At 62.2% G+C, this 25323-nt stretch carries 28 protein-coding genes and 5 pseudogenes; 16 read left to right on the forward strand and 17 right to left on the reverse strand.

The genetic code is table 11. From position 1 onward, the window contains the following. The first annotated feature begins 273 nt into the window (after positions 1–273). Positions 274–432: a hypothetical protein gene (locus tag AC0L3O_RS33815; protein ID WP_473535792.1), complete on the forward strand. Its 159-nt coding sequence runs from the start codon at positions 274–276 to the stop codon at positions 430–432. A 456-nt stretch (positions 433–888) separates the two neighbouring features. On the opposite strand, the gene AC0L3O_RS33820 is transcribed toward AC0L3O_RS33815, so the two are convergent. Genes AC0L3O_RS33820 through AC0L3O_RS33865 form a run of 10 tightly spaced genes read right to left on the reverse strand, consistent with a single transcriptional unit; the run spans position 889 to position 10102 of the window. Then, positions 889–1299, reverse strand: coding sequence for a c-type cytochrome (locus AC0L3O_RS33820; RefSeq protein ID WP_473617920.1), 411 nt, complete (start codon positions 1297–1299; stop codon positions 889–891). Then, positions 1280–2158, reverse strand: a complete 879-nt coding sequence (locus tag AC0L3O_RS33825; RefSeq protein ID WP_473617921.1) for a cytochrome c oxidase assembly protein — start codon at positions 2156–2158, stop codon at positions 1280–1282. Before AC0L3O_RS33825 ends, AC0L3O_RS33820 begins: the two co-directional genes overlap by 20 nt. Further along, positions 2155–2496 (reverse strand): hypothetical protein, encoded by a 342-nt coding sequence (locus tag AC0L3O_RS33830; protein ID WP_473617953.1) that lies wholly within the window; start codon positions 2494–2496, stop codon positions 2155–2157. The genes AC0L3O_RS33825 and AC0L3O_RS33830 overlap by 4 nt, the downstream gene beginning before the upstream one ends. 1 nt (position 2497) lies before the next feature. Continuing rightward, positions 2498–3103, reverse strand: coding sequence for a cytochrome c oxidase subunit 3 (locus AC0L3O_RS33835; RefSeq protein WP_473617923.1), 606 nt, complete (start codon positions 3101–3103; stop codon positions 2498–2500). Next, positions 3100–5058, reverse strand: coding sequence for a cytochrome c oxidase subunit I (gene ctaD / locus AC0L3O_RS33840; protein ID WP_473617924.1), 1959 nt, complete (start codon positions 5056–5058; stop codon positions 3100–3102). Before ctaD ends, AC0L3O_RS33835 begins: the two co-directional genes overlap by 4 nt. Further along, on the reverse strand, positions 5055–6071 hold the full coding sequence (coxB, locus tag AC0L3O_RS33845; protein WP_473617925.1) for a cytochrome c oxidase subunit II: 1017 nt from the start codon (positions 6069–6071) through the stop codon (positions 5055–5057). The genes ctaD and coxB overlap by 4 nt, the downstream gene beginning before the upstream one ends. Continuing rightward, positions 6068–6601, reverse strand: a complete 534-nt coding sequence (locus AC0L3O_RS33850; RefSeq protein ID WP_473617926.1) for a c-type cytochrome — start codon at positions 6599–6601, stop codon at positions 6068–6070. The genes coxB and AC0L3O_RS33850 overlap by 4 nt, the downstream gene beginning before the upstream one ends. Position 6602: 1 nt before the next feature. Then, on the reverse strand, positions 6603–7466 hold the full coding sequence (locus AC0L3O_RS33855) for a substrate-binding domain-containing protein (protein ID WP_473617928.1): 864 nt from the start codon (positions 7464–7466) through the stop codon (positions 6603–6605). After that, positions 7447–9270, reverse strand: a complete 1824-nt coding sequence (locus AC0L3O_RS33860; RefSeq protein ID WP_473617929.1) for a methanol/ethanol family PQQ-dependent dehydrogenase — start codon at positions 9268–9270, stop codon at positions 7447–7449. The genes AC0L3O_RS33855 and AC0L3O_RS33860 overlap by 20 nt, the downstream gene beginning before the upstream one ends. A 52-nt stretch (positions 9271–9322) precedes the next feature. Further along, on the reverse strand, positions 9323–10102 hold the full coding sequence (locus tag AC0L3O_RS33865) for a GlcG/HbpS family heme-binding protein (RefSeq protein WP_473617930.1): 780 nt from the start codon (positions 10100–10102) through the stop codon (positions 9323–9325). A gap of 78 nt (positions 10103–10180) precedes the next feature. On the opposite strand from AC0L3O_RS33865, the gene AC0L3O_RS33870 reads away from it, so the two are divergent. The 4 genes and pseudogenes from AC0L3O_RS33870 (at position 10181) to AC0L3O_RS33885 (ending at position 12495) form a co-directional block, all read left to right on the forward strand. Next, on the forward strand, positions 10181–10408 hold the full coding sequence (locus AC0L3O_RS33870; protein ID WP_473617932.1) for a hypothetical protein: 228 nt from the start codon (positions 10181–10183) through the stop codon (positions 10406–10408). Between the two features lie 161 nt (positions 10409–10569). Beyond that, positions 10570–10692, forward strand: coding sequence for a hypothetical protein (locus AC0L3O_RS33875; RefSeq protein WP_473617933.1), 123 nt, complete (start codon positions 10570–10572; stop codon positions 10690–10692). A gap of 713 nt (positions 10693–11405) precedes the next feature. Next, a pseudogene (locus AC0L3O_RS33880) lies at positions 11406–11597 on the forward strand (PAS domain-containing protein); the annotation flags it as partial. Positions 11598–12135: 538 nt separating this feature from the next. Further along, complete coding sequence (locus tag AC0L3O_RS33885; protein WP_473617934.1) at positions 12136–12495, forward strand: response regulator; 360 nt, start codon at positions 12136–12138, stop codon at positions 12493–12495. Positions 12496–13103: 608 nt separating this feature from the next. On the opposite strand, the gene AC0L3O_RS33890 is transcribed toward AC0L3O_RS33885, so the two are convergent. Continuing rightward, positions 13104–13529 carry a LysR family transcriptional regulator gene (locus AC0L3O_RS33890; protein ID WP_473617936.1) on the reverse strand — a complete coding sequence of 142 codons (426 nt, stop codon included), beginning with the start codon at positions 13527–13529 and terminating at the stop codon, positions 13104–13106. Between the two features lie 177 nt (positions 13530–13706). Here AC0L3O_RS33890 and AC0L3O_RS33895 point away from each other — a divergent pair, with 177 nt between their 5' ends. The 4 genes and pseudogenes from AC0L3O_RS33895 (at position 13707) to AC0L3O_RS33910 (ending at position 16281) form a co-directional block, all read left to right on the forward strand. Next, positions 13707–14330, forward strand: coding sequence for a cupin domain-containing protein (locus AC0L3O_RS33895; protein WP_473617955.1), 624 nt, complete (start codon positions 13707–13709; stop codon positions 14328–14330). Between the two features lie 392 nt (positions 14331–14722). Continuing rightward, positions 14723–14900, forward strand: a pseudogene (locus tag AC0L3O_RS33900) (DUF7007 domain-containing protein); the annotation flags it as partial. 74 nt (positions 14901–14974) lie between these two features. Next, the gene (locus AC0L3O_RS33905) at positions 14975–15232 is read left to right on the forward strand and encodes a hypothetical protein (RefSeq protein WP_473617937.1); all 258 of its coding nucleotides are present in this window, start codon (positions 14975–14977) and stop codon (positions 15230–15232) included. Between the two features lie 461 nt (positions 15233–15693). Next, entirely contained in the window at positions 15694–16281 is a 588-nt protein-coding gene (locus AC0L3O_RS33910; RefSeq protein ID WP_473617938.1) for a hypothetical protein, read from the forward strand. 94 nt (positions 16282–16375) lie between these two features. On the opposite strand, the gene AC0L3O_RS33915 is transcribed toward AC0L3O_RS33910, so the two are convergent. After that, positions 16376–16837 carry a PIN domain-containing protein gene (locus AC0L3O_RS33915; protein WP_473617939.1) on the reverse strand — a complete coding sequence of 154 codons (462 nt, stop codon included), beginning with the start codon at positions 16835–16837 and terminating at the stop codon, positions 16376–16378. After that, positions 16834–17136: a type II toxin-antitoxin system Phd/YefM family antitoxin gene (locus AC0L3O_RS33920; RefSeq protein WP_023801727.1), complete on the reverse strand. Its 303-nt coding sequence runs from the start codon at positions 17134–17136 to the stop codon at positions 16834–16836. Before AC0L3O_RS33920 ends, AC0L3O_RS33915 begins: the two co-directional genes overlap by 4 nt. 287 nt (positions 17137–17423) lie before the next feature. Here AC0L3O_RS33920 and AC0L3O_RS33925 point away from each other — a divergent pair, with 287 nt between their 5' ends. Next, positions 17424–17609 (forward strand): hypothetical protein, encoded by a 186-nt coding sequence (locus AC0L3O_RS33925; RefSeq protein WP_473617942.1) that lies wholly within the window; start codon positions 17424–17426, stop codon positions 17607–17609. Between the two features lie 264 nt (positions 17610–17873). After that, a pseudogene (locus tag AC0L3O_RS33930) lies at positions 17874–18807 on the forward strand (ArdC family protein). Between the two features lie 306 nt (positions 18808–19113). Here AC0L3O_RS33930 and AC0L3O_RS33935 read toward each other — a convergent pair. Next, positions 19114–19254 (reverse strand): hypothetical protein, encoded by a 141-nt coding sequence (locus tag AC0L3O_RS33935; RefSeq protein ID WP_473617943.1) that lies wholly within the window; start codon positions 19252–19254, stop codon positions 19114–19116. A gap of 474 nt (positions 19255–19728) precedes the next feature. Here AC0L3O_RS33935 and AC0L3O_RS33940 point away from each other — a divergent pair. Further along, positions 19729–20128, forward strand: a pseudogene (locus AC0L3O_RS33940) (single-stranded DNA-binding protein). Between the two features lie 63 nt (positions 20129–20191). After that, positions 20192–20461 (forward strand): DUF4326 domain-containing protein, encoded by a 270-nt coding sequence (locus AC0L3O_RS33945; RefSeq protein ID WP_473617944.1) that lies wholly within the window; start codon positions 20192–20194, stop codon positions 20459–20461. A 14-nt stretch (positions 20462–20475) separates the two neighbouring features. Here the strand turns inward: AC0L3O_RS33945 and AC0L3O_RS33950 are convergent, their stop codons facing one another. Both AC0L3O_RS33950 and AC0L3O_RS33955 read right to left on the reverse strand, forming a co-directional pair. Then, entirely contained in the window at positions 20476–20790 is a 315-nt protein-coding gene (locus tag AC0L3O_RS33950) for a WGR domain-containing protein (RefSeq protein ID WP_473617945.1), read from the reverse strand. Positions 20791–20967: 177 nt separating this feature from the next. Beyond that, the gene (locus AC0L3O_RS33955) at positions 20968–21210 is read right to left on the reverse strand and encodes an HU family DNA-binding protein (RefSeq protein WP_473617947.1); all 243 of its coding nucleotides are present in this window, start codon (positions 21208–21210) and stop codon (positions 20968–20970) included. 232 nt (positions 21211–21442) lie between these two features. Here AC0L3O_RS33955 and AC0L3O_RS33960 point away from each other — a divergent pair. Together AC0L3O_RS33960 and AC0L3O_RS33965 are read left to right on the forward strand one after the other, a co-directional pair. Further along, positions 21443–21846 (forward strand): annotated as a pseudogene (locus AC0L3O_RS33960) (zincin-like metallopeptidase domain-containing protein); the annotation flags it as partial. A gap of 765 nt (positions 21847–22611) precedes the next feature. Beyond that, positions 22612–23568, forward strand: a complete 957-nt coding sequence (locus AC0L3O_RS33965) for a zinc metalloprotease HtpX (RefSeq protein WP_473617948.1) — start codon at positions 22612–22614, stop codon at positions 23566–23568. Positions 23569–23776: 208 nt separating this feature from the next. Here the strand turns inward: AC0L3O_RS33965 and AC0L3O_RS33970 are convergent, their stop codons facing one another. After that, entirely contained in the window at positions 23777–24280 is a 504-nt protein-coding gene (locus tag AC0L3O_RS33970; protein ID WP_127319712.1) for a DUF4142 domain-containing protein, read from the reverse strand. 323 nt (positions 24281–24603) lie between these two features. Between AC0L3O_RS33970 and AC0L3O_RS33975 the strand changes: the two genes are divergently transcribed. Further along, positions 24604–24816: a DUF3606 domain-containing protein gene (locus AC0L3O_RS33975; RefSeq protein WP_473617949.1), complete on the forward strand. Its 213-nt coding sequence runs from the start codon at positions 24604–24606 to the stop codon at positions 24814–24816. Positions 24817–25323 lie beyond the last annotated feature (507 nt).

The following is a 25323-nucleotide window of genomic DNA, read 5'->3' on the forward strand; positions in this document are numbered from 1 at the left end:
TTCGGTCGCGGTCGGACTTTTCTTCCTCGCCCATGGTGAGCCTTTTGCACTTGGATTGAACCGGAACGCCGGCGGGAAAGTTTTGTTGCGATCAATGGCGCAAACTTTTCCAGGCATATTTCGCTTGCTCTGGAACACATGCTTGAGATGAATGTTCGGGAAGTGCAGCAATCTTGTCCCTCCCGACGATGGGCTGCAGATCGGAGATGCACCGATCGGCCCGCGTCCTCTCCTCGTGGGCGCGGGCTCGGCAGGCGTAGAGAGCTCGCGCTTTTGTTCAAAAATCTCGCAACCCTGCGCACGGACGCTCGGCTGTTTGATAACGTCGAAGATCTGCGCTGGCACGGCCCGACCAAAGCATTCGACACGTGCGTGATCCAGCTAAATGACACCCGGCTGCTCGCACGTGCCCTCAAGGCTCGCCGTAACTGACTTCGGGAGGCGAGTTGGAAGCGGCCTTTCGAAGCCCAACGCCCATCGCACAGGTGCTCTGTGCATGCGGCAACAGTCTGGAAGAAGACACAGCCCAAATGTGCCGGCCGGTGCAGGTGCTTACGCAGCATCTGAGTCTACATTCGGCTTCGTTCTGTCATTGCCCTCGCCGCCGACTAAGTCGCTCAAGGTCAGTTTCGACTTTTGCAAGAGTGCACAGTATGGTTGGTGGTAGCGGTTGCTCACGGCGTGGGCTCGGCAGAAACCATTTAGTGCCGTCGACCCGCTTTGCTCGCCTGATAGAAGGTCATGGCGCGACTTCAAATAGTCTCTGCTGCGGTTGCTCGCCGGGCTAGTGCCGGACGGGCTGGGATCCAATCTGCTATGCAGAGAAAATCCGCGCCAGGTCGGACTTCCTGTTTCAGGACCGCTGGTCGGGATGACAAGCTTTTAGCTTCACCTGAGCGCATACAAATAGGCCGCGACGTCTCGAGCCTCCTGCTCGGAAATGCCGGTGGAGGGCATTGCCGTATGCGGATTGATTTTCCGGGCAGCGCGAATCCAGCGGATCAGGTTCTCTGGATTATTGGACAACACCCCGCCGACATAGACCTTGGTGGCCAGGGTGGCGTCTAGGCGGGGGCCGACCAGTCCATGCGCGCCGGGGACGCCGGTGATTGTATGGCAACCGGCGCAACCATTGGCCATCATGATCGGTATGGCACGGGTAGCAATGCCACCGGTTGCATTATTGGCATCCCGTTCGACCCGATCGGTGCGTTCCGACCACCATGTCAGCGCCGCTAAAATTGCCAGTACGACAATGGCGCTCGTCCCGAAAACCAGGCTAGACAGATCGGAACGCAAGCGACGCCTCCCGGCTTCTCTGTCCGCTCGAGCGGATCCACAGGCCTGCCAGCAACAACGCAGCTCCGCCATAGATCAGGCCGGCCGGAACCCACATGACCAGGCCGGCGAGTTGCTGGTCCTCGAGCGGACTGAGTCGCCACAATTGCGCGCCGGCGGCATTTTCGGGGTACCAAAGTCTCGGCGAGACCACGAGCAGCACCCCAAGCAGACCGGTGTGCAGCGAGGTGAAGAAAAGATGCATGACCGCGCGGCCATAGGTTTGCTCACGGCCGGGACGCGGCAGCAGCGCCCACCAGAACAAGACGCCGGTGCCGAAGAAGCTGGCATGCTGGGCATAGTGCAGGAAACCGCGTTCGAGCGCAGCCTCGAACAGCGCCGGCACGTGCCACGCCCATATCGCGATAGCATGCAGGATGGTGGCGGCGACGGGACGGCTGGTCGCGGCCCAGACGGCTTGAAGCATTTTCGCGTGCCCGGCTGCGCCAAGCGTCTGCCGTAACCAAATCGGCAGTGCCCACATCATGGCAGCCACCGGATGGGAAGCAACCAGCAGAGGCGCTGCGACCGCCATTAACAATTCGTGCTCGATCATATGTGCGGTGAACACGCGCTCGCCCAATGCATGAAGCGGGCTGACGAGCGCAGACGCCAATACGGCCCAGCCGGCAGCGAACAGCAGGGCCTGTCGCGATCGCAACGGGCGGCCGCGACCGCTCCTACGCCACAGTCGAATGGCGCCTGCCGCATAAAACAATGCGATCGTCACCAATGGCAGCGTGATCGGCAGCGCCAGCGTCCACCCCGGGGCGCTGCCGCCATAGCAGATCGAGGTCGAGAAGAGCGCATCGAAGCTCATCGCACGCACTCATCGAGAATCAGCGAGGCGGCGCCTTGCATGATGATGACCAGCGCAAACAGCACTGCGGTGAGGATGCCCAGATTGGCAATAAAAGCTTCAGTGCCGCGAGTGCGTTCTGGTTTGAAGGACGCGCCGCCCTGTTGCCGCGCCCGCCACGATAGCGCCCCGCCAACCAGAGACATTATCGCAAGCACCAGTGCGATGAAGGGTATGACAGGAATCCGGCGGGCGCACTGCCATTCCACAACGGCGTAATTCAGTTGCGTCGACACGGCCCAGGCTAAAGGCCCCGACAAGAGCCCGCCCCATGACGTGCCTGACCGAAGCGCGCGCATCTCAACCAAGCCTCGGCATCCAATAGATTAGGAGATAGATCGGAATCCAGGTCAGGACCACGAAGTCCCAGTAGAAGACGTTGTCACCCACGTCAGCGAAGCGTCGGCCACTGTTGGCGTGGCGCGTGAACATCAAAGCGGTCAAAACCAGCGTGTCGCCGACATCGGTGATCAGGTGCGCGGTGTGGAGGCCGAGCAAGACCCAGAGCATAGAGCCGTAGGCATTGGTGTCCCAATAGATGTTGAGGGCTGGAAACTCGAACCAGCGCACGACAAGCGGCGCGATCCCGAGTAGCGACATCACCACGAGGCCAATGCGCACTGGCACCATCGCGCAGGCCTCAGCATAGCGCTTCAACATGTGGTTAGGGACTGCGCTGGCGAGCAGCAAAAGCGTCACGATGGTGCCCGGCCAGTGGTTCGGCGTGGGCGCGCTCAACGGCCATTGCGGTGACAGGTAGGCGAGGTAAAGATAACTCCCCGCGGCAAGAGCGAATCCCATGCCCTCGAGTGCCATGAAGGCGAGAGTGCCCCACCAGGTCGGGGTACGCGGTCCGTGCCCGAAGGTCGGGAGCTCGGAAAGATCGACGGCAGGACGCGGTTTCATTCCTCGTCCTCCGGACCGCCTCTCGGCCAGAACCAGCCAATCAAAGTGATGGCGATCGGTCCCGCTCCCCAAACCACTGCCCAGGGGCTGAAGATGGAGTAGAGAAAGGTACCCCCGACCGCGAGGGCGGCCAATAGCGGCCAGATCGACGGCGTTGGCGACTTTTCGCGTAAGTCGGGATGCGCCTCCGCCACTGTCGAGATGACCAGTTCGCGTGCATCAACCCGAAGCCCCGTCGCTACCGGAAGCGTTCCGCGTTCCGCCCATAGCGGCTCGACGTGCGTCACGACCGGCATGCGGGCGAAATTGTAACTCGCTGGCGGCGATGACGTCGCCCATTCCAACGTGCCTGCATTCCAGGGGTTGTCGCCGGCCGGGGCGCCCCTCAGGGCGCCGTGCACCACATTTACGGTGAAAAGCGCGAAGCTCACGAACAGGACAACCGCGCCAGCGGTGATGAACAGATTGATGTCACCCCAGCCGAGCTCCGCCGGATAGGTGTATACCCGTCGTGGCATTCCCCAGATGCCGACAATGTGCATCGGGAAGAACGCCGCATTGAAGCCGATGAAGGCGAGCCAGAAATGCCAGCGCCCGAGGCGCTCGTTCATCATCCGGCCGGTGATCTTGGGAAACCAGAAATAGGCGGCGCCCAGCAAGGGAAATACCGACCCGCCGATGAGCACGTAATGGAAATGCGCGACCACGAAATAGGTGTCGTGAACTTGCAGGTCCAACGGCACAGAAGCCAGCATGACACCGGTCAGACCACCGGCGACGAAAATGAAGAAGAAGCCGAACACGAACAACAGCGGCGTCCTGATGATCGGCCGACCATCCCAGAGGGTCGCCAGCCAGCAGAATATCTGCAGACCGTTCGGAATGGCGATCAACATGCTCGATGCGGTGAAGAAGCTCGCGCCGAGCTTGGGCAGACCGGTGGTGAACATGTGGTGGACCCAGAGGCCGAATGACAAGAACCCAATGGCGATCAGCGAAAGCACCAGCCCCAGATACCCGAACACCGGGCGCCGTGCGAAGGCGGCGATGATCGAGGAGACCATCCCGGTTGCCGGCAGGAAAATGATGTAGACCTCGGGATGGCCGAAGAACCAGAAAAGATGCTGGAAGAGCAATGCGTCGCCGCCTTCGGCGGGGTTGAAGATGTGGGTGCCGACCAGCCGGTCCAGGATCAGGAACGTCGAGGCGATCATAACCGCCGGCATCGCGAACACGACCACAAAGGAGGTGACCAGCATCGCCCAGACGTAGAGCGGGATCTTGTCAAGCGACATCCCAGGGGCGCGCTGCTTCAGAATCGTCACGATGGTTGCGACCGCGACCGCTAGTGCAGAGACCTCGGTGTAGGTGATCATCTGCGCCCAGACGTCGGCGCGCTTGCCTGGTCCGAATTCGGGACCGGACAGCGGCACATAGGCGAACCATCCGACATCAGGCGCCATGTTGAGCGCGAATGACACCCAGGCGAACATGCCTCCCGACAGAAAGATCCAGAAGCTGAAGGCGACTAGGCGCGGAAACGCGATATTGCGGGTGCCAACCATCAGCGGAACAAGGTAGATGCCGCTCGCCTGCACGATCGGCACGGCAAACAGGAACATCATCGTCACGCCATGCATCGTGAACAACTGATTGTAGAGGTCCGGCCCGATCAGCCCGCGCTCGGGGCCCGAGAGTTGGACCCGCATGGCGACCGCGTTCAGCCCACCGAGGCATAGGAACACGAAAGCGGTGATCAGGTAGCGCCGCGCGACGATTTTGTGATCGACGGTTGAAAGCGCGCCGATGATGCCAGGTGCAGTCTGCCACGTTCGCGCAAGCCAGCGGTCAAGGCTGTCATCGTCGAGGCCAGTGTCGCGCGGGCCGTCGCGCTCAGGCGCCAAATTGCCTTCTGAGGCCAAGCCGCGTTCGCGAGCGAGGTCGGCGCTGCTCATCTCAAGCCCTCAAGATAAGCGACGATCGCATTCAACTCGTCGCCGTTCAGATCCACCACCGGCATATGGGCGCCCGGCTTGATCCCCTGCGGATCGGCTATCCATGCTGCAAGGTTGCCGCGGCTCATCGTCAGCGTTCCGGCTGCCAGCGTTTGCCTGCTGGCGACATGGGTCAGATCGGGGGCGACCGTGCCGCCGGCGATGGTGCCGCCGATCTTGTGGCACATCACGCAGGGCCGCTTGAGGAACAGGTCATGGCCGGCTTTCGCCTCGGGCGAGGCGGGCGGGGCGGCCGGCCTCAACTGGTCGTTCAGCCAGGCGTCGAAAACGGGCCGAGGCTCGGCGATGACGAAGGTGCTCATATTGGCGTGCTGAGCACCGCAGAACTCGGCACATTGGCCCCGATAGACGCCCGGCTTGTCCGCCTTAAGATCAAGAACGTTCTCGTGGCCCGGAATGAGGTCCAGTTTGCCGGCCAGATTCGGCACCCAGAAGGAATGGATGACGTCGGTCGAGGTGAGAATGAACCGCACCGGCTCGCCTGCCGGGATGTGGATCTCGTTCGCGGTCGTCAGGATGCGGTTCGGCTGGCTGTCTTCATAGCGCACCTCCCACCACCACTGATGCCCGGTCACGCGGATTGTCAGCGCGGCATCCGAGCCGATGCCAGCGAGCGTCCTGTTGGCGAAGAAGCTCAACAGCGTTAGCCCGATCAGGATCATTGCGGTGGCCCCGAGCGCCGCAAAGACAATCCGCGTCTTGAGGCGCTCGGAAGCGGTATCGAGGACAAGCGGATCGCCGATCGGTCGTGCGCGCCGCCGGATCACGGTCATGATCAGCACGATCATCACCAGGAGCCAGACCACGGTGCAGAGGGCGGTGAAGAACCAGATCAGCCACGCGAGCTCGCCCGCTGCCGGGCCCTTCGGATCAAGGGCCGATTGCCAGCCACTGCATCCTGCGAGGAGCAGAATGGAGGCTGCGCCGCACAGCACCCAAACAAGGCGTCTCACGGCGACTTCCCCAGTGTCGCGGCATTTGGCAGGCGATTTTCGGATGGGTGCACCATCATGTCGTCGTCGCGCCCAGGCGCGGCGGAGGAGGGTACGTTGCCGCTCAGCGAGCGGACAAAGGCGGCAAGCTCCCAGATCTGATCGTCGGGGACCCTGTCACGGAAGCTCGGCATCCCGTTCGGGCGCCCGTCTCTGATCGTGGCGTGGATGCTTTCGATCGAACTGCCGTAAATCCACTTTTCGTCCATGAGCGCTGGTCCCATGCCGCCACCGCCATTGGCATGGCATCCGGAACAGTTGAACCAGTTGAACAGACGTTTGCCCTGGCTAAGATGGAACGCGTTTGCCTCGAACGCCGCTGCCTTGTTGTCGGACGGGGACGGCCGCTCGCCACCTGGCGCAAGGACAGTGACCGGCGTCGCTTGCTCGCCCGAGCCGAGCGCCGACTGGGGGCGGGTGTCGCGTTCCTCGCGCTGGCATCCGGCAATGGCGAGCATTGCGCACAACAGCAAGAGAAGGCCGCGGTTCATTTCACGGCGCTCCAGCAGTATTGAGCCGGGGCATGCCGTACTCTGCCAGAATCGCGTTGATCTCGCCGCGGTGCTTTGCAAGGGCAGCGTCCACTTCGCTGCGCAGCACATTATCCTCGTGGCGCACGCCCATTGAGATGTCGTAGATCATCGGCAATTGCGGACCGTCTATCCGAGGTTCAACCGGCGTAATTCGCAGCGCCACCTTCTGTCTGTCGGCAAAGTAGCCGGCCAGCGGGCCCCAGACGACGGCCATATCGATCTCGCCGCTCGCGACCGCTTCGATGATGCGGGCCGGAGGGTTCGGCGCAGAATAGTCGCCGTAGACCGGGAAGCCGATGAGATGGCCGACGATCCCGCGGCGTCCGAGCGCCTGGACGGGTGGGGAGTTGGCGCCATCATCGCCGATCAGCTGGACACCGATGCGCAGATTACGCAAGCGAGGATCGTTGAAGGACCTGACTTGCTGTGCCTCCTTGCGCGTCACGAAAACGTAGGACGAGCGGTAATAAGGCGCGGTGGTGCGCAGCATTTCGAGATTAGTGGGCATGCCGGGTACGAGATCACACAGACCGGCTTTCAACGTGTTGCGGATAAAGCCGCGGCGCTGCGCCCACCAGGTATAGGAAAGAGTTGCGCCAAGTTCCCTGGCGACAATCCCTGCGATCCTGTTTTCAAAGCCTTCACCGCGAGCGTTGGAGAAGGGCATGTTGTTGGGATCGGCGCACACCCGCAGCTCGCGGGCGTTCGCCAGGGCGGCAACAAGGGACAAGGCCAATACGCAGATCGTCACGACAAAATGCCGGGAACGCATTCTCCCCTGTCGCGCAGGCCCGCCGATCGCTTCAAGGCAGCCGGAATACATACAGCGTACCTCCCGGCGTGGTTACGTCCTTCAGATCCTTCATGACGTTGGCGAAGCCGAGCGCAGCGGTGGCGTCGCGCGGGTCGAGATCCCCCGACACGATGGCACCTGCCCAGCCACCGACACCCGACAGGATCGCAACATATTGGCGCCCGTCGGGACCGCGATAGGTGATCGGCTGGCCGATGATGCCGGAAGAGGTCTTAAACTGCCAAAGCAGTTTCCCGGTCGTGGCACTCACCGCCTTGAACCAGCCTTCCATGGTTCCGTAGAATACGACGTTGCCGGCGGTAACGACGGCACCGCTCCACACCGGGAAATTCTCCTTCAGGATCCACGCCGGCTTGGCGGCAGCGACATCCCAGGCGGTGAAAGCGCCGCGATGTCCGCCCGGCCCGGGTATCATGCGGACATTCATGCCGACATAGGGCGTGCCGGCGATGTAATTCACCTCGACGCCTTCTTCGTCCATGCACAGATTGTTGTGCGGGATGTATAGCAATCCGGTCTTGGGCGAGAATGCCGAGGGCTGCCAATCCTTCAGGCCGGACGCGGTCGGGCAGATGTTGCGTACGACCTTGCCGGTGCCGGTTTCTTTCTCCGGGTTTACTATCAGCCGGCCTGTCTTGAGGTCGACTCCCTTGCTGGAATTGACTGGGCCGAATGGTACAGCGGACAAGACCTCGCCAGTCATGCGATCCAGCAAGTAGACATAGCCGTTGCGTTCCGGCCGGACGAGCACCTTGCGGGGCTTGCCCTGCCAGGTCATATCCAGCAACACCTGCTCGTTGATGCCGTCGTAATCGTGCAAATCGTGCGGGGTCCACTGATAGAACCATTTGGCAGTGCCGGTGTCGGGATCGCGGGCGAAGATGCCGGACGTCCACTTGTTGTCGCCGGGTCGCAGGTCGGGATTCCAGGGACCGGGATTACCGGTACCGTGAAAGATCAGGTCCAGGTCGGGGTCATAAGAAATCCAGCCCCACACATTGCCGCCGCCGATTTTCCAGGCGTCCGGCGGCCACGATGTGACGCCGAGATCCTTGCCCTTGTCCATGTTGTAATGTGGCTTGAAGTCCGGGCCGATCAGCACCTCGGCATCCGGGCCGGTGCTGTAGGCCGTCCAGATGACATGCCCGTCGCCGGCGTCAAGCGCCTTGATCCAGCCGCGCACGCCCATTTCGCCGCCGGAATTGCCCACCAGAACCATGCCCTTTACCACCAGCGGCGCCATGGTGATGGTCTCGCCGATGTTGATGTTGCCGATATGGGTGTTCCAGACCGGTTTGCCGGTCGTCGCGTCGACCGCGATCGTATGTCCGTCGAGCGTGTTGAAGTAGAGACGCCCATTGGAGAAAGCCGCACCCCGGTTGACCACATCGCAGCAGGCAACACCCTGCGCAGCAGGCTCGGGATTCGGCTCGAACTTCCACTTCATCGGTGCGCCGGGTTTGGTAAGATCAAGCGCGTAGAGGATATTGGGAAAAGGCGTCACGATATACATCGTGTCGCCGACAACCAGCGGCGCAGCCTCCTGGCCCTTGTTCACGCCGGTCGAGAAGGTGAAGGCCACCTGCAGGGTCTTGACATTGTCCTCGGTGATTTCAGCGAGTTCGCTGTAGCGGGTCGAGGCATAGTTCTTCGCCGGCATCGTCCACTGGCCGTCGTCGGGTGGAGCCGCTGCAGCAGGCGGCCTTATGGCAGGCTCCGCCGGCTGGGCGACCGCTCCGGCCACTGGCGCCAAGCCCGCCAGCAAGGTCCAGCCGATCACCCTCATTTTGGTGCGACCGTCTATCCTGGCCATTGCCTTGTATCCCCTCTGGCAGGCGCCCCAACCTTCACCGCCACCTCCTGTCTCATTCGTGCATCGAGCCGCCGACCCCGGCGCCGAGCTCCGCTGCTATGTCCGCCTCGCTTCCCGCACACAATGGATGGCCCCAGCCGGAAGCGCTCTTCCCGCCAGGGTCAAGATCATAGACGATGGCGTCTTTGCGATTTGGATTGACGCCGGCCGGCACTTTGTCCAATCCAAGCGCAGCACGCGTGCGCCATGCGACATTGTGATCGGCACAGGAGGAATCGCCGCTTACACCAAGCCCCCCGATGATCCCTTTTTCATCGTAAAGTGCCAGACCGCCGCCAAATGCGACTATGCCCCCGACGAGCTTTCCCGTCAGCGGGTCGCTGGAACTTCCAAATGCCGCAGGATTTCCGGTATAAGCGGCCGCCTGGTTGACAGGGTTGGTGGCTTGCAGGCCGAACAGGGATCCGCCGGGCTGGACCGCCGCATAGAGGTTAGCGGTCGAAAGGGCCATGTGGGCAAGGCTGAGCCCGTTGGCCGTACTGGCCTTTTCGGCTGCGACCAGACGGCTGCCGGGCCATTGCGCGTCGGCCGTGGGACCGCTGTAGGCGACGGCGCAGACTGCTCCGTCGCGAGCCACGACCGCCGCCCACTCATGGGTGTCGAAGCCGCCATTGCCAGGGCCGCCACTCGCCTTAACGCTCGCCTTGAGGGCGCTGAGCAGTCTGCCATGGTCAGCAGGGCACGGCGCCTGCGCCCAGGCTTTTTGCTCGACGTAGCCGATCGTTAGCAGAAACAGACCCAATGCTACTGAGGCAGTCCAATGACGATCCATCGCCCGGTCCGCGTTTATTGAACTCCCTAACGCATGAGAGCCGCAAAAGTGCCAAGCGTCATGAAATAAGATGCAAGATTGGTTTGGCTCGGAAAGCAGCGCACTTGCGTTCGAACTGAACGGTTCTGCGCCGCTCTCGGTTCGAGTCCAGATTCGCATCTGCGGAAGAAAAGCGAGGTCAGCTTCCTCACCGCCGCCCAGGGCAAAGCTCTCGCGCAAGCCAGCCTATTAGGCGATGCACTGCTTGAGGTCGGCAACAGGATCATTGAAGAACTGGTAATCAAGATCACGATCAGCATCGGCTGAACTTGCAAACGCTTGGACCCAACAACATTCGCCGGCGGCTCTCACTTATTCCTGTCCCGGCTCGTCTGCCAAAAACATACAGTCCATGTGACGCGGAACCAGCCTCTGCAAGGGACGCTCCTAATTCATCAACCTTCACAAAAAGGGGATTGGTGCAAACGGTGAAAGAGATACCTCGCGAGGAAGAGCAACGCGGCACCAGCAAAGTCATCATGTGGGGCGCCGTAATCTCCGCTCTGCTTTTTGTTGCGCTGATGGCCATATTCGTCCTTGGGCCGATCTGATCTGGGCGGGGTTCTTAACTGTCCTGCAAGCTGGCTTATGTGATCAGGCCGTCGCGACGGCCCCCCTCGGACCCCAATGCTGCCAGGGGGCGCTCAACTTTTTTCAAGCTACCAAGCGGCGCCGGGTATTAACGAATGTAGCCCGCCGATCGGAACTAACGATCCGTAGGCGACGTTGCGGTGGCAGTAAAACTATGCCGACCAACGGAAACAGACTCGAAAGAACGTCTGGCGACGGCTAGGTCGATGGCGCCGAAGTCCAGCGAGTCTGAAGAAAATCTCCGCGAAGAAATGCGATGGCCGACTGGCCGGAAGACAAACTCGGCACCGTCACCACCGAGTTCCTGCGACGCGACGAGCGGAACGCTGATAACGCGAAACGATGACGTGCCTCGAAAGTCGATTGAACGATACCGCTATCGGGTTCTGGACGCCCTTTGGCTGCACTCAACTTATCGACGTCGCTTGCACGTCGCGATCCATGCGGGTAGGGGACGGCGTACAGTAAAGCGTTTTGGGACAGCTAGAGCACCTAGCGCGGGATGGCCCGTGGCTGCGCGCCGGAGGCGCCGATCGGAGTGTGTCGTTAGACGCGCGGCCGTTGGGCGACTCCTCTCCTGTCCAGATGCCTGACACGGCGCGATGCAGCTCCAGCTTTGGCGATGGCGGGCGCACTGCATTATTGATATTGTACGCCCAGAACAGGCGCGCAAATGACATCCACTTCAGAGAAGGCCGATGCGGTCGAGCAGTTGCTTGACACACCTGAACTCGCAACCGCACTGGAAAGCGAACAGTTCAAGAAATTCCTTGACCAGGTGCCGATCGCCATAGCCGTTGCAGACCTGGCCGCTGAGGAGCGTGTAATCTACGCCAATCCGGAGTTCGAGAAACTGTCAGGCCTGTTGAAGCTTCTCGGAGTTGAACGCGAGAGGGGCAAGCCGGCGTTTGCTCTAATGGCTGACCCAAGCACCCGGAAATATGTAGGCAGCGCGTTTGTCAGCGTCAACCGCGAGATGCGCGAGCGGCTATGGAAGCGGGTCCAGGAACATGCCAGGCCACCGCCCAAGGAAATGCCACAGCGGCCGGCAACGCAGTGGGTCAAACCGGGCATCAAAGCCCTCGTGAAGCACCTCAGGGGCGAGGAAGACCTTCGGCACGCTTTCGCTGCAGGACTTTTGGGACGAGGAGTAGGGCAAGATTCTTGAGCCGGCTAAAGTGGGGTGGCCCAATGGTCCGGAATAAGTGTTAGCAACTACGTGGCGCGGCGTAGGATTTCGTCACTGGTCGCTTCCAAACCTTTTGGGAACCCTAGGCGTGATGTCACTGTTTTCGCTCGTTAACAGATGAGTATGGACTCCGATCAGGATAGGGTGAATTATCGTGCCGTTGGCGAGAGGTCAGCGCACACCGTGCTCCTACCCATCAAAGGAGGGTGAGGACATGAGAAAGCCTCTAGCGCTCATTTTTGAGGACGAGCCGATAATCGTCATGAGCATCGAGTCGTCGCTTAAAGCGGCTGGCTTTGCGGTGGCCTCAGAGCCAAGTTGCGTTCGTGCAAGACAAATGTTGGCCCTTGTCCAGCCCGACGTGGTTATCTTGGACGTGCTCTTGCGGGACTGCGTCAGCTCTTCCGTTGCTGAAGAACTCGTGGCCCGCAATATCCCCTTTGTAGTTTACAGTGCCACGGATATCGAGGGCCGAGGTGAGGCCTTCAAGGCCGGTACTTTTGTCGAGAAACCTGCGGACGAATGCGTGCTGGCAGCTTTGGCGAGTTCGCTGGCCGCGCACCGCGCACTCTGATCCCTTGGTGCCCGTTGTCCTCTTGGTTCGCTCATGAGGGACTCGATCTCTTTGGAAGAGCGGCTGGCTAAAATCTGCGCCAGCGCATAGGATGTGAGATCGTCGGCCACGCATTTCGGGCGCTGACGCTTGGGAGCGACCATCGCACTCCTGCCCCAAACGCGAGGCATTTGCGTGATGGCAGACGAACCAAGGCGGACCAGCCTGACGAACGAACATGTAAGCGCTCTCGCACGGGAGTCCGGTGCCACTGAGCAGGAGATACGCGATATTGTATCGCTTATCGGCGTCGATCGGGCATCGATTCTGAGAGAAGCGCGTCTCTTGAGTCGTGGCCGAGGCCCGAAACTTTAAGGCTTCGCTGCGGCGATCATCACGCACCTAGAGCACCACAAGATACACACAGGGCACGAGGGCTAGGCGGGCGGTGTGCCCGGTGCGCAGAAACACTACGCACCCGCGGCGCACGTCTACCCAACTCAGTTGGAACGACTTCCTGCCGTCATCCCGGATCGTTGCCGGTCGAAACCAGACGGTATCGGAAGTGATTACGGATGTGCTCGTTAAAACAGCGGCCCGGCGCGACCGCCACACTACGGTCTATTTTCTCAAAGCGAGCCGGGCTGCTCGCCATCCGAGCGGTAATCTCGCTTGGAGCATACCTCTTCTATTCCCGAATGGCGGTCATGGAAGCGATCGACAAAGCCGGAAGCGACGATGCGGGAAAGGACCGGCTCGGGGCAAGTGAGCCGCACGGTGCCGGTAAGGTCGTGCTTCATGCCGAGGACGGTTCGTTGCAGCTTTGCGATACTCTCTTCCACATCGGCCAGGGCCGGTAGCAATTGCTCACCCATCTCGGTCAGGCGGTAACCTGTCGGGTGCCGATGCACCAGCCGCAATCCCATTTGCCGTTCGAGCTCGGCAACGCGTCGATGGACTGTCGACTGGTTCACGCCTAGCGCACGCGCGGCCGCGAGCGTGGAGCCCTGCCTCACAACGGACAGCAGATAGCGCAGGTCGTTCCAGTCCAACATGCTCTAGCTATGCATTTTTGCACCGACCTTCCGCAACCTTGCTGCTACCGCTGTTACGGCCGGCCGGTTAGTCCTTAACCACGATAAGTGAGGAGAAGCTAAATGGACAAGGCAACAGTCCAAACGATGATCGCTGGCCTCGATGTCGGCGTAACCCGATCGGCCCAGGATCACGGCATGGCAAAACTGACGCCGGTACACCGGGAGGTGCTGAGCACTCTGCCGCAGGGAAGTCGGCAGGAAGTGCGCGTGTTGCACGCTGTGCTTCAGCCTGGCGATGTCACGCCCTACCACTCGCATCGATTTCCTGTAACAGTCTACGTCACCGAAGGAGTGTTCACCCTGAGGCTCGATGGGCGCGAGCCGGTTTCGATCGGGCCGGGCGAGGTTTTTGTCGAGCCCCCGCGTCAATATGACGGGCAGCAACGAGGGGAACGCCCCGGCGACAACGATTCTGTTCTACGTCTGCGATCCCGACACGCCCTTCGCCGACCCGGTTCCTTCGACTGCGTAGACGCTCGAGCGCTATGTGCGTTCGGCTGGGTCGTGACCCGCAACGGTTCGCCTGGAGCGGGAGGAAGCCTCATCGTTATTCCCCTTAGACGCTACCTAACCTTCTACGCCCACCACCTTGGGCCGTCTTGGAATCTCATCCTCTGCCGGTTGAGCGTCCGCTATCGTTCTGCAGACGCCAGAAGCTGTCAGTCTGTGCGCGGCCCGAAGCGGACAATCCGAACAAGGAGGTTCGACTATTCTGGCTGTACCCGGATCCAGAGGTCGTTGGAAGCAACGCTGTCGTAGAAAGCCGTCGCATTGGCGAACTATGCGCCACTCAGATCGAGAAACCAGGCATAGGTGTTGACATAGGGCTTTCCGTCCTCGCCGTACCGGCCGCGTCGAAGTGGACGATGACCGTGCTCCCGTCCGCGTGGGTTTCGCGGATCACCGGCTTCAGCCTGACCTCATCTGGCGACGAACGGCTGAATGACCTCGCCGATGAAGGCGGCCCGGCTAGGATATGTCTTCGACGGGCGATCGTCCAGATCGCATCTTCCGCGAGCAGATCATAAGGGCTGCCGGTTCCTGCCGCCCATGCATCGAACGAACGCTAACGACGCCTTGTTCGCCTCGTCGGCAGAATTCCGCGCCTGCGCCATTGGCACGAAAGCCGCGATGGCGAGGCCTGCCGTAGCGTCGAGTGCGTCGCCACGCCCGGTGGCAAACGCGGCCCGGCAGCGAGGAACGTCGCTTCCTCGTGCCCAGCGGCGATACGAGATCGGCCGGTTCGGCTTCGTTATCGATCCGGATCGTCATCCCGTCTATGCCGGTCCGTCGAGCTTTATCGGCTGGCGGGGGAGGGGGTCGCCATGACTCTCGCGCCCGAGCTGCGCCGTCAGCTCTCCCGCATGGAGGAGGCGCGCCGGTAAACACAGCGCCAGCTGGACATGGTCGACCGGCAGATCACGCGCCGCATGACCGCGCTGATCCCCGGCCTGCTGCCACGGCGGACGCACCATCGACGCGGCAAGGCACCCGATCCCGGCGCGTTCCTCGAGCGCTACCAATCCCAGCTCGCAGCCCTGACCGCAGAGCGCCAGCCGGAAATCGACGCATTGTCGCGCAAGCTCGCACGGCAGGAGCAGGCGATCGCCAGATTCCTCGACCGGCAGGGCGAAGCCGCTGACATGAGCGAGCAGGTCTAGCGACGCCGCTGTTCAAGCGACAAGTGGCGTTGCCGATGATTCAGCATGTGGCAAGCACACTAGCGAGCATCGTCGTGATGTGGCTGCGGCAGCGATACGGCAGGATCGACACCGGGAATTGGCAGATGGTCATGATCGCCTGTCCTTCGGTTCCCATGTCGAAATCGAGGTCCCGTGCCGGTCCTCCTTCGGGCTTTAGGCGATCCTGAACCGGCGGCCGTTCGCTTCAAGGCCGCGTTCCGCGCCGCGGGGCGGCCGGATCGAACCGGTCTCGACATGGCAGGCCCGCGTCCTGCGCGAGGGCTGAAGGGCGCCCTGCTCGGCCGCAAACCTTCCATGCTCGCCTCGGTCCGCCCGGACCCTGAAGCGCCCGTCATACCATCGGTTCCGTCGGTCCGCGCCCGAGGGAGGGCCGGCACGGGTGCGGTCCGAGCTTCGGGAAACCGAAGAAGGAAAATGCCATGACCAAGAAAGCTACCAACGTCCGCTCCAGCGCCCGCGTCGTCCCGCTCCGCAAGGGCCCCACAATCCAGATGGTCCGGCTCGCCTGCCCTGATGCCGCACAGTGCTCCCTCATCTCCGAGAGCTTCGGCCTGCCGGTCCTCGACAGCGACGGCATCCGCGAGCTGCACGAGAAGCTCATCGTCGACACGGCCGCAGCGCTCGACGAGGGACTTGGCGAACGCGCCATGCAGATCCACCTGCAGCGCATCGTCGGAGCATATGTCGGCTCCGCTCATGGCGCCGGCCAATTCTACAGCCGCTCCGTGACCGAGGCCCGCGATGCGACGGCCAAGGCCGCCTGCGATGATCGCGACGAGGATGTCGGTGGCCCGGTCGGCTTCGACAGCGCCGCCCAGCGCAAGCGGGAGTTCGCCGCCGACATGGCGCTCCAGGCCCACGCGCTGCGTATGGCCGCCGAGGGCGCGGTCAATGCCTATGAACAGGTCGTCGGCGAGGTCTGGAAGCCCTTCGAACGGCCGGTGGAGAACCCCGGGCAGAGCGTCGATCGCAAGGCGGCAGAACTCCAGATGGCGGCGCTCCGATGAGCCGCTGACTGCGGCGGGGCTCCGGCCCCGCCTGTCTTTACCGCAGCGATCGGGCCCTGCCGGGGCCGGCTCCATTATGCCGCTATTTCGCCCGTCAACTGCGTGGGCTCAATGGAAACTTCTCGACATCGTCATTCCATGGATCGAACACGACCGCACCTGACGGCCTGGTGTCCTTGATGTTCCGCGTCACCAGATAGAGATCGTGCTCGATCGCCGTCGACGCGAGCAGCGTGTCGATCACCGGCGGCGCATGGCCACTGGCGCGCTTGCCTGCCCCGGAAATCCGGCCCCAGCGCCGAACGACCTCGTCCTCAAGCGACAGCACGCGATGACCGAACCGCTCCGCCAGCGCATCGCGCGCCGCCATGTAGCGCGGTCGATCCGGATGATCGTCGGGCAGGTGGTGAATGCCCTTGTCGTATTCCGCCAGCGTCAGCACGCTGATATGGAAACTCGTCTCGTCCTGCCTCTCGGCCCAACGCTTCACCGACGGCGCACCCTGCGGATTGATCAGAGCGGCCACGACATTGGTGTCGAGCAGCCATCCCCTCACAGTTCCACGTCCCGGCCGCGATCCATCTCGCGTTCGAGGTTGAGGCCGTCGAGATGCAGGCTCTCCATGAACTGCAAAAAGGGCAGACGGGGTTTCTCCGGCACGAGACGATCGAACTCCTCGACGCTCATCACCACGACTGCGTCATGGCCGCGAACGCTCACACGCTGCGGCCCCTCTTCGCGGGCATGGCGCACCACCTCGCTGAATCGCGCCTTCGCGTCCTCGAGCTTCCACCGTCCTGTCGCCGGACGGGTTGCCGTCCGCGCCTTCTTCGTCACTTGTGTCTGCTTGCCCATCGTCTCACACCTAGTCAGCTAGTCAGACATATAGCACTCGCCCGGCGATGACGCCAGCATCGGCGACAAGACACCGTGGCATCGGGCCCCTGCGCCAGCGCTCCAATCCCGCTCTCTCGTGATGGCTTTCCTGGTGCGGCGGCGGATCTTCCACGTTCAACCCGCAAGGGGTCCGCTAGCAAGCTGCGGCCGCTCGGCTCACGCCTTCGCGGTGATCGCGACCGCCGCCGCACACTGACGGAGCCATCGAGCGGGAATTGGCCCGCTTCCCAAAATGGAGCCCTCAGATGTCCCACGATCTCACCCTCGCCCAGAAAGCCGCCTGGTCCCTCGCCCGCACCCTCATCGCCCCGGTCGTCCTCTTCCAGGTCGACGACGAATTCGGCGTCCTGCCGGCCGACGAGCTCAACGACGCCGACGTCGAGATCCTCTTCGAGTACAATCCATATTGCGGCGGCCGGTCGGTTCACTAACCGACCTTCTCCCGACTGCCCTCAGGCAGCGCCCCCGGCGCCGTCTTTTTCCTTTCTGGCGCCCGCTCGCCGCCCCGTCCTGCCCGTGGTCCTGGCGGAGCCAGGCGGTCGGCGCAACGGCGTTGCCGTCCTCCGCTCCCGCTGCGGCCATGACCACCCCATCGTGCAAGCACGACGGGAACCCCGGTCGGGTGCGCAGCCCGCCTTCCTGCTCCGCCGCGGCGGACCCCGTCGGCGCGGCCTCCAGAACCGGAGGTTCATAAAATGAGCAGGAAAGAAGGAAAAGGACCGCGCATCGACATCTACGCGCGGATCACCGACCGCATCGTCGCGGAGCTCGCGAAGGGTGTCCGGCCCTGGATGCAGCCATGGCATTCTGCCAATGCCATCGGCCGCGTTACGCGGCCGTTACGGCATAACGGTCTGCGCTATAGCGGTATGAACGTGCTGCTGCTGTGGTCCGAGGCCATCGCGCGCGGCTTTGCCAGTCCGATGTGGATGACGTTCAAGCAGGCGCTCGACCTCGGCGGCGCCGTCCGCAAGGGCGAGACCGGCTCGATGGTCGTTTTCGCCAGCCGCTTCACCAAGACCGAAACGGATTCCGCCGGTGAGGAATTCGATCGGGAGATCCCGTTCCTCAAAGCCTACTCGGTCTTCAACGTCGCGCAGATCGACGGCCTGCCGGACCATTATTACGGGCACAAGGCGGAACCTGTTCGCGATCCGATTGTGCGCATCGAACATGCCGATCGCTTCTTCGCCAATACCGGCGCGCTGATCCGGGATGGCGGCGATCGCGCCTACTTCTCGCCGGCAACCGACCACATCCAGATGCCGCCGTTCCAGACGTTCCGCGACGCCGCGGCATATGTGGCGACCCTGAGTCATGAAAGCCACGCATTGGACTTCGGCGCCGCATCGGGTGAACCGCGACCTCAGCCGCTACGCCAAGGATCGCAGCGAGCGGGCACGCGAAGAACTGATCGCCGAGCTCGGGAGCTGCTTTCTCTGCGCCGATCTCGGTATCGTGCCGGAGCTCGAGCCGCGTCCGGATCATGCGAGCTATCTCGATTCCTGGCTCGCTGTGCTCGCCGACGATAAGCGGGCAATCTTCTCGGCCGCTGCTCACGCGCAGCGCGCCGTCGCCTTCCTGCACGGCCTTCAGCCGGCGGCCTCGGAAGAACGCGAGGCCGCCTGATGTTCCACGCATCCATCATCGGCGGGGAAGGTGACGCACCTTCCCCGATCCGCCTGCGCGCCGTCTCGCTCGGAGCGGGCGTGCAGCCGCCACGAAGCCATCGAGCTGTCGCGGCTCTGCGCGGCGCGGCCTGATCTGTCTCGCGTAATGTTGCGCATGTGGCGCGCCTTCGTCTTCCCGACGCTGTGCCAGGAATGCGGTTTCGTCCGGGCGGTCAGCTATCAGGATGCTGGATCCATGCCGGCAACCTCTATCGCTTCGACGGCTGGGTGCAGCCCGCCACATCGCAGCAGCATCGATCCGCGATCAGGCAGGAAAGGTCGCCGTAAGGTGGTCTGGGGCTGGCCCGACGAGACCAGCGAGCGACGGCGGCGTCGTGCGATCGGGCTGGTGGCCAGTTCCGACCTCGGCGCCGTCCACCGCGATGATGTCCGTGACTCCGCGCACGGTGCACTCATCAGCCCATGAAGGCAGGGCCACATCCCCTCGCGGGGACGTTGCCGAGCCCAATGTCGCGGAGCATGTGACGCTGCTCGGCGGCGCCGGCACCCAAGGCCTCATCTTGATGTCAGCCCGCCGGGGAGGCAGGGGTCACCGGGTTTCAGCGATCGGCCGCGTCTCGCGGGTCAGGATTCCCGGAACGGCGCGGATAACGGCAGGTGAACGGCTGTGCCAATCCTGCCCATCTGAGCTGCCGGTGAAAAATCCCTCCGAAACGAATTGAGCCCCTAAGTCCATTCGGTTTCCGGCCGCAACCCCGCGCGGCGGCGGACCGAGTTGGCGCTTCGCGCCTGCCCGCACCACTCCTTGCCTTAGGGGCGAGCCGTCGCGTTCCGCTCCGGTTGCAGGCGTCTCCCGCTGTCCTTGGCCGGGTCTCGTTCGGAGGGACGGTCCCCCGGATGAGCAAGATGGAGACAGGAAATGACCAACATCGTTTTTCTCGCCGGCAACATCGGCAACGACCCCGAAATGGTGAACACCCGCGGCGGCACCATGATCACCGACTTCCGGCTGGCGACCTCCCGCCCGAAGCGGGCCGAGGGCAAGGTGGTCAAGGGCGAAAGCGGCTACGCCGAGCAGGACACCGAATGGCACCGCATCAAGTGCTTCAACGGCCTCGCCGAGACCGGTGCAGAAGCACTGTGTCAAGGGCATGAAGGTCGCGGTGCGCGGGCGCATCCACTACACAAGGTGGACGGACAACGACGAAATCGAGCGCTTCAGCTCCGAGATCATCGCCGACGCCATCGACTTCCTCGCCTGGCCCAAGCGCGACGGCGCCGGCAACCAGACCGAGGACACGGACGACATCCCGTTCTGAGCCCGGATGTGATGGCCCCGCCGCGAGGCGGGGCCATCCCTCATGCAGAAAGGAGCACCGAGGATGTGCAAAGTTCTCAATGCCCGCATCGTCGGGAAAGCGCCTGCTCCCGGGCGCGTCTATATCGGGCGGCCGAGCAAATGGGGAAATCCCTTCGTCATCGGCCGCGATGGTTCACGCGAGGAGGTCATCGAGAAATATCGCGCGTGGCTCGCGTCGCAACCCGAGTTGCTCGACGCGCTCGACGAACTCCGAGGCCGCGATCTGGTCTGCTGGTGCGCGCCGCTTACGTGCCACGGCGACGTGCTGATAGAGCTCGCGAACCAGGCCTGACCTCTTCGGTCCCGTCACGCCGACGGGGCCGTTTCTGCATGCCGAGCGCCAAACTTGGGTCGATAGCCGCGGCGCCGCTTGGCGCACAACAGTTCCAGGAAAAGGCCCACTGCCTCGCCCTCGTCATCGAAGGAGTGCTGGACCATGCGACCGGTCGTTCCGATCCGACCCCATCGGCGCACGAGGCAGGTCTGCCCGAACAACGTCCCTTCGATCGACAGCGCATAGAACCGGGCCATGTTCCGACTCGCGTCCTTGCGTTCGATATAGAGGCGATAGCGTTGCGCAACCATGCCAACAGGATCGCGCAGGCGGAGTTCGCCGTCCAATGACAGCTTTGAATCGCTGGCCCCGGATCGATTCATTCTCGTGATGGGTCATTGGACCGGCACACGCCCGAAGCGCCGGGGTTGACAACATCGGCTCCCGCCAATCGGTGCAGTTCGCGAACCGGAGCCTTCAATTTCTCGACGATCTCGGCCCACCGGAACGAGCCGCCAGGGCGGTCAGCCGTTCAACGAATCCTTCACCGCCTTCGCCGGCGCGAAGGTGAGCTTTCTCGAGGCGGCGATTTTGATCGTGGCGCCGGTTGACGGGTTGCGCCCCTCACGCGCCGGCGTGTCCTTGACCTTAAACTTGCCGAAGCCCGGTATGCTGGTTCCGCCCCCGATCGGGCGGCGCCGAGATCTCCTTAAACACGCTTCCACGATTGCCTTGTAGCCGCGGATACCAATTCCAGGATCTTCCATGCACCGACAAGAGGCGGATGCACACCAGAAGCTTCCGAAATCTCCAAGGTCGCCAGCCCTGCGCTGATCTCCTGGGGTTGGCGAACTATCGCGAATGACGCGTGAAGCGCGAAGACCGGACGACGCTCCTGCCGGGTCCGGGGCCGCGCGCAACGGCTTTGCTGTCCTCCACTGTCGTTCCGGCCCTTCGGGTGCCCGCGACCCTCGCCCCGGCTGACGGGCCGCCGTGCACGTCCGGCATGGCGGCGAAAAGGCCTATTTCATTCCGCCTCTGGTTTTTGTGCAAATGCCTCCGTTCGAGAGCTTCCGGGACGAGCCGAGCTATTGTACGACTTTAGGGCACGAACTGACCCACTGGGTCGGCTCAGAGAAACGGCTTGATCGCAACCTCTCCCGTTATCATAAGGATCCCTCCTTCAGGGCCCACGAAGAACTCGTTGGCCGATCTGGGCGGTTGCTTCCTCGGCATCGTTCCGGAGCTCGAGCCTAGGCACGACCACGCAAGCTATCTTGCGAACTGGCTCGAAATTCTCAGCAACGAGAACCGCTTCATCTTCGCCGCGGCAGCGCATGCCCAGCGGGCGGCTCAATCACCTGCATGAGCATCAGCGGAGGGCGACACAGGTCGCGGAGTAAACGAGAGCGAGCCTGCGGCTTCGGAGGAGCAACATGATTTGGCAGCAAGTGATTGCGCCTTATCTGGCTACGGCGACGGCGGTTTTTCTACTGCTCGGCAACAGAAACTCTTGAATTCGATCCAGCTTTCACCAACTTTTTTGCTGGGCGCGTCACCCGGCGGTACAGACGGCGGGACAGATACAGCCCTCCTTCGTGCACTTCGGAGGATCTGGCTTTGAGCGCGGGATTCTGTAAGAGATAGATGTATTGTCAGGACGCTGAGATGCGCCGGGATTATCGCAACTGGGATACTGTGATGCTTTGGTCGGGTATCGGGTTCATACTGATCCTATGGTCCACGCCGATTATCAAGGCGCTAGCCGAGTGATTCAGAAAAGGGGCTCCTAGGCCGCCCTCCCATGTCGAATTTGTATTGTCAGAAGCAGCCGCACTTCGACGATCCGCATCCCGCCCCAGATGGCACCGAAACTGCGAGCGCTTCCGCGCGTGACTCCACGTTCGCCGCGTAGACGGAATCGTTGATAAACTGCTCGCAATCTTTGCCTGCCATCTCGCATCCTCTTCCTTGCGCGTTAGCTTAACCAGGGCCGGGTGGTACTCGCCTTACTGTCGGTCTGTTGGCATCCGCATTCCGATCGGAGGGGCAATGGTGTGCCGAGCTTTACACTGTATCCAAAGCTCGATCTGAAAACGAGCGCTGTGAAATCGCAGCAAAAGAGGTGAAGAGTGGGCCAGCGCCGAAAACAAACTCCCGGTCATCGAGTGTACCTGCTTGACAGCGAAGCCTTGAGGCAGCAGCGCGCGCTAAACAGGCTTCATTCGGTCACCATTCTCATCGGCCTTATGGCACTCGCCGCATGGACAGGGTACGTGATCAGCGGGTCGGACGGCATTGTTTTCGGCCTCATCCTATCCGGTATCACCCTCCTGGTCGGCTCCGCCTCCGGCGGCGCCCTGTTCCGGCAGGCATATGGGGCCATCGTCCTGGATCGGCACAGTGACCCTGAACTCGTCATGCTGATCGCAGAGCTCGCGCGCCGCGCCGGCCTCCCTCGCGCGCCGACTCTCCACCTGCTGCCTTCGCCCGTCCTGCAGGCGATGGCTGCTGGCGATCGGGAAGATCCCGCCATCGCCGTCACGAGCGGTCTGCTCCAGACGCTCCCGCCGCGGGAACTCGCTGCTGTTCTGGCGCACGAGATCGCCCATATCCGCCACGGCGACATCTTCATCATGCGGCTCGCGGCGACGGCTGGAGCCATGACGCAGGTGATGTCGAGCGTCGGCTTGTTCCTGCTCTTCGCGCTGCTGCCGGTGCTCTGGGCGACGGGCGATTTTCTGTCGCCCTTCGGCATTCTGCTCCTGACCTTTTCGCCCACTGTCAGCGATCTCCTCCAGCTCTCGCTTTCAAGGCGGCGGGAGTTCCTGGCCGACGCAGGGGCCGTGGAGCTCACGGGCGATCCGCAGGCATTGGCCCTTGCTCTGCGACGGATCGAAGTCATACAGGGAGATGATTGGGAGCGTTTCGACTCGCGCGGGGCACGGTGGCTGCACTGGTTCCGGACGCATCCGAGCACAAGCGAGCGCATCGCGCGCCTGGCGGAACTCGTCTCGCCCGTTCGGCCTGATCTTCCGCTTGCGAACCGGACGGCCTATCTCGACTCGCTCGCCGGACGCGGCGATCGGTCCTGGCGGCAGAATCTCATGCGCCCGTTCGTGTAGGAGGGCAAAGCGTTGGCTCCCGCTAAACGACGCCTAGAGAGATCGAATCGCGAAGAGAAGACAGATCGTGCGTGGAACTTCGCTTAGGCGGGTGCTCGGCTCGGACGTGTTTGTATGCCGGACGACCAGCAGCGAGGGGGCCAGCATGGCCACCCCGCTACATCCCTTTTCATGGTCCGAAGAGTCCCATGCCGCCTCTTTGGCCGTGTCACTTAGCCTTATCCAGTTGCTGAGCGTGCTCGAAATGCCTCTGGACAATGGGAGCGGTCTTTTGCGCGTGTGCCTTCAACGCCGCGGCGTCTCCGCTTTCGGCATAGGAGCTCATCAGCGCAAGCGCTTCCCGATGAGCAGCCACCTGAGCGTCAATATAAGCTTCATCGAAAGCTTCGTTGTCAGCGGTCTTTAGTGCCTCGACCTTGCTGGCGTGCTTCTTTGTCATTTCAGCCGGGACGGTGACGCCGTCTTTCTGCGCGGCAGCCATCAGGTCCTTGGACGCTTTCGTATGATCGTTGATCATCATCTGCGCGAACTCCTGGATGGCGGCTGTTTGCGACTTTTGCATCGCCAGCTCGCTTGAACGGATTTCCAACAGATCGGAGCTGGCCGCCATAGTCGCGAACTCCTGCGGCGATATCTTTGCCGTCTGAGCAAGTGCGATCGAGCCCATCAGTCCGACCGCAGCAGCCGCAATGGCCGTTCTCATGATGTTCATCTCGTCCTCCTTCATGTTTTCGCCAACGGACCCTCCAACCCGCTCGATTGACGATTGTTCCTGCGAAATCTGATGACGTTCCTGCCATCCCTCGGTGACAACGTGGTCAGCATGCTCGCTGTCATCAACCGGTGCCTTTCTGGCATTCCTAGACCAACGCGCTGTCAGTCGCTCCCCATCTGCCCGCCTGATCCGCCCTTGAGAGATGTCCATAGGCGTCAGCCGTACAACCTTCCCCAGGAGGCAATGTCCTCCCCAGACGCGCCGGCGCAACGAAAGTCACTTGCCAGCGTTGCCGTTGATCGAAGCCGCAGGAGGACGAAATGGCCGATGACAAGACCAAGCGTGATTTCCGCGACCGTAACCTCGCAGCCGTCGACGAGGATTATGAGGTGGAACATTTCGCCCGCGAGAACGGCATCACGCCAGAGCAGGTCCGGGAGCTAATAAAAGCCACTGGGAATGACCGCGGCGCTTTGACAGCCGCTGCAAAGCAATTGAAAACCGTGCTGCAAGGAGGTCCGCTGACCGGCTGATAGAGACATCACCGTGGTTGACGTGGCTGTGGGTGGCACAAGGCGTCTGCAAGGAGGCGGGTACGAAACGGTCTGGAGATTGTTTCGCAATTGGGTCATCTGGGGAAATTGTCACTCACCACAGCCTCCCCACGGGACCTGACCTCACCGACGTTGATCTAGACCTGCTGCGCCGCTGGTTGATGTTGGTAGGCTGCGCTGAATGCCTACCCCGGGAAAACAGTCGACGGGGAAATTCGAGCCTGTGTGAGCACCATTCGGCACCTACGTGCGTAGCATACAGGCTGCGGCAAGAATCGACAGGGCTCGCGTTGAGAGCGCTGGGGCAGGTCGTTTCGGATTCCTTCAATCTCAGACCGGGAGCTTGAGAACGTCGACGCCCCCCCGGGGGTGGGCGAGGTCTAGTCGTGGGCATTTTACCAAACCGGCAAACAGGTGTTATTTCAGGCATGGGTGCGTGGGGGCCATTGCCGTTGTGGTTTTTCCGGGTATAGGTCTGGCGGTGAG

Source organism: Mesorhizobium sp. WSM4810 (assembly GCF_055811235.1).